Source organism: Candidatus Hydrogenedentota bacterium (assembly GCA_019695095.1).
Classification (GTDB): domain Bacteria; phylum Hydrogenedentota; class Hydrogenedentia; order Hydrogenedentales; family SLHB01; genus JAIBAQ01.
In genome coordinates this window covers 1-3,353 of the sequence record JAIBAQ010000354.1, presented here as the reverse complement: position 1 = coordinate 3,353, position 3,353 = coordinate 1, and the positions used below count along the sequence as shown (strand labels likewise).

The window sequence follows — 3,353 nt, the reverse complement described above, 5'->3', positions numbered from 1 at the left end:
GTGACCGGAGGAGGCGGCGCCACTACCGGGGGCGGGGTAGAAACCACCACCGGAGGAGGCGTGGTCGCCGGGGGAGGAGTGGGGGTGGTTACAGGCACCGAAACGGTCGGCGCGATCGGCTGGGTGCTGCGAGTACGACGGGTGACGCCAGGGATGTCTTCGCTGGACTGTCCAAAAACGGGAACCGACGCCACGACGCCGAGAGCAAGGAGGGCAATGCTCAGAGGGCGAAAAGGTAAGCGTTGAATCATATTCGCCCTCTAGCATGGTATGTGCCACCCGGTCGAGACGCAGTCCGACGAGTGCGCGTTCTTACGTATAACCCTCTTTCTACAAGATGGTTACTCTATACGTAGAATTACTGAATCTGTCTTCCACCCCACCCATCACGGATGCGGGGTGTAAGCGCCCTCGACGGCACTTCGGTGGTCCTGCAATCGGAAACTCCGCCTTGGCGGGTCTGTATAAAGGAGAAGAAGCGTAGTTAGTCTCTTGTTTTTAGCGAGTTAGCGAAAGTCAGGATGGGTTGCGCCAATCGGCCCGTCATTTCGATCTCCCCAAACACCCGGTTTTCATCGAGCCGGCACTGTAAAGTTAATCGACGACTTGGGGATTCCGGACGGAAACGAGGGGTTTTGGGAAGCGCTTCGGATGCGGGTTAGTTCGTAGGCGGACGGTTCAATTCGTGCAAAATGTATCCGTGGACATGGCACAACGGTGGAGGAATCGTGCACTCTGCAACAATTGTGCCATGCGGAGAAAGGGAGCTCGGTATGTTCCTTCGGATAGATAAACTACTGGGAACAAGAAAGATGCGGACAAAATGTTCCGTGGAGCCGCGGTTTCGTGCGGCCGGAAGAGCGGAGAAACTGTAAGTCTTTACGACAGAGATTCTCCGACTCCGTCGCTTTACCGTCATTGAAGCACGATCCCCGGCGCGATCGGCGCCGAGGAGGGTGCGAGTCGGTCGGACGGTTTAGAACCAGCGGAACTTGACGGGTACGTACACCACATCACCCGGCAGCAGGTAGAACGGTTCGCTCTGCTGACCATCGAGGATCTTCTGCAGATTCACGGTGTACTTCTTGTTCTGTCCCTCTTCGCTCCGCACCACGGACACCGCTTGGGTGTTGGCGCGGGTGAAGTCGAATCCGCCTGCCTTCATCACCGCCTCAAGGACGGTGAGCGGCTTGTCGGCCTTGACCTCGCCCTGATTGAGGACGGCGCCGGTAACGTAGACCGAATAGGTCGAGGAAATGATGGTGACGCTGACCTCTTTGGAGACCAGCTGGGAGGCGTACTTCTCCATCAGCAGTTTTTCCAATTCCAAGGGGCTGAGGCCGACCACCCGCAGTTCGCCCAGCATGCTCAGGGTCACGCGGCCATCGCGGCGGATGGTCTGCTGCGTTTCCAAGCCCGGTGTGCCGGGGAAGGCGATCCGGATGACGTCTCCTTCGCGCAGCTTGAGCGCTTCGGCCAACGTGGTGGCCTGGCCTTGGGGAATTTCTGAAACGGGTGCCTGACAGCCCCCCAACGCGAGGAGGAATGCGCATGACGCAACCCAGTAGCAGAGGGTGCGACGCGTGAATGTGCCCAACGAGCTTAAGAAATGACTAGGCTGCATGACGATAGGAGGTTTCTGAATAAATGAGATCCGAAGCGGACCCTTCGTTAAGAAGTTGTCCTAGGGTGTATCGGCCCCGCTGAGTGCATAACAAAGAGCAACTTGCCAAGGAAGTGTGAAAATCGAGTTTCGAGGTAGGAGAACTACTCCCGAGACCCGCTCTTCGCTCTCTCCGCCTTGCTCAGGACGTCGATTTTGCAGAAGCGTGTCGAAAGGTTTTACGGTTTGCAGACCCCAAGTGAGTGGTGCTTCGGGATGATGTGAAAATCTGTATTCCTTAAATAAATGATAAGCAATTAGTTAAGAATCTACAATCTTCGTTTCACCCTGGTGGCACCGCGGTTGCTAGTGAGCGGGTGTCCTTTTCGTCCAGCCTTCCCCCCCATGAAACGCATCCTTCTTCTCTCCCTTGCTCTTGTCGGTCTTCTCTCCAGCGCCCGCGCTACGATCATTACTAATCTGGAGACGTCGTCCCAGCTCAATCTGTCCTTCGATGTGCGCGATAGCGTGCTGACTTCTGGGGGTACGACTGAGACGTTCTTCATGACGATGTTTCCTGGAACAAGTGTCACCTTTTTCTTCCAAGATCGGGTCGCGTTTTTTCAGGGCAATATTGAGACGTTTTCCACCAATCCCACGAGTGGTGCTTTCAGCTACATCCAGGACACAGGAGACTTGGATTTCTCCGGTACCTATATGGTAGGAACCACAACGGTGAATTGGAGCATCGATTCGAAAGTAGGCACCGGTATCCTCCGTCAGGACCGGTGGTACGGGACGTTTTCTGCCGTGGCAACGAGAGTTCCGGATGCCGGTTCCACGGCGGGCCTGTTCGGACTCGGGCTCGCGGCGATGGCCTTCGCGCGCCGCCGCCGCTGAGCGAGCGAGCTAACGTCGGAAGAAGAAACGCGTTCCGCGTTCCTCTACAGGTCCAACCATGTAGCGGAAGGCGGAACGCGTTTCGGGTTTGTGGGCCCGTGGCCTCGGCTCAAGTTCGCTTATGGTAGTCGCCGCGGCTGAAGTACTTCTCCAGCCAGACGTACATACAGATAAAGAAGTAGCGGCTGCCCATTTCCTTGATCTTGAGTTTGGCCACCCCGTGTTTGCGGTTCTGCCAGGAGATGGGCATCACGGTCCAGGAGTAGCCCCGCACGATTGCCTTGAGAGGGATTTCGACGGTCAGATTGAAATGGGGCGAAAGGAAAGGCCGGCAGCCATCGATCACCGTGCGGCGATAGGCCTTGAAGGCGTTGGTCGTGTCGTTCAACGGAATGGCGAAGAGCCCCTTGATGAAGAGGTTGGCCATACGATTGACCATGAGTTTGATGCGTGGGTAGTCGTGTACGCGGCCGCCTTTGATGAACCGGCTGCCGAAGACGCACTCGTAGCCTTCGTTCAGTAGCTTCCAGTAGCGGATGGCGTCGGCGGGCGAATCGGAAGCGTCCGCCATCATGATGACCACGGCATCGCCGCGGCTGGCATTGAGCCCGTAAATGATGGCCCGGCCAAAACCATGGGGACCGGGATTCTGAACCGCGGCGAGCGTGGCGATCTCGGTGCGTTTCAGTTCTTCCAGCACGGCCCACGTGCGGTCCTTCGATCCGTCGTCGACCACCACGATTTCATGGGGCAGTCCGGCGGCGTGAAAGGCCCGGTAGAGGTCGCGAAGGGTCTCGGGTAGCGAGCCCTCCTCGTCCCGCGCGGGCATGACGACGGAAAGAAGCGTGAG

Annotated in this window: 4 protein-coding genes; 1 reads left to right on the top strand and 3 read right to left on the bottom strand. The window is 57.4% G+C overall.

Annotated features, from left to right (window positions below):
* A partial coding sequence (locus K1Y02_26245) for a hypothetical protein (protein MBX7259883.1) occupies window positions 1–251 on the bottom strand: 251 nt, incomplete at its 3' end.
* A 725-nt stretch (window positions 252–976) separates the two neighbouring features.
* Complete coding sequence (locus K1Y02_26240) at window positions 977–1,480, bottom strand: polysaccharide biosynthesis/export family protein (GenBank protein MBX7259882.1); 504 nt, start codon at window positions 1,478–1,480, stop codon at window positions 977–979.
* Window positions 1,481–2,008: 528 nt separating this feature from the next.
* Here K1Y02_26240 and K1Y02_26235 point away from each other — a divergent pair.
* Window positions 2,009–2,503: a VPDSG-CTERM sorting domain-containing protein gene (locus tag K1Y02_26235; protein ID MBX7259881.1), complete on the top strand. Its 495-nt coding sequence runs from the start codon at window positions 2,009–2,011 to the stop codon at window positions 2,501–2,503.
* A 109-nt stretch (window positions 2,504–2,612) separates the two neighbouring features.
* On the opposite strand, the gene K1Y02_26230 is transcribed toward K1Y02_26235, so the two are convergent.
* On the bottom strand, window positions 2,613–3,332 hold the full coding sequence (locus K1Y02_26230; GenBank protein ID MBX7259880.1) for a glycosyltransferase family 2 protein: 720 nt from the start codon (window positions 3,330–3,332) through the stop codon (window positions 2,613–2,615).
* Window positions 3,333–3,353: the final 21 nt, after the last annotated feature.

Excerpts from the sequence above, each read along its gene's own strand:
- K1Y02_26235 (MBX7259881.1), top strand. The coding sequence starts at position 2,009 with ATGAAACGCATCCTTCTTCTCTCCCTTGCTCTTGTCGGTCTTCTCTCC.
- K1Y02_26230 (MBX7259880.1), bottom strand. The coding sequence starts at position 3,332 with ATGCCCGCGCGGGACGAGGAGGGCTCGCTACCCGAGACCCTTCGCGAC.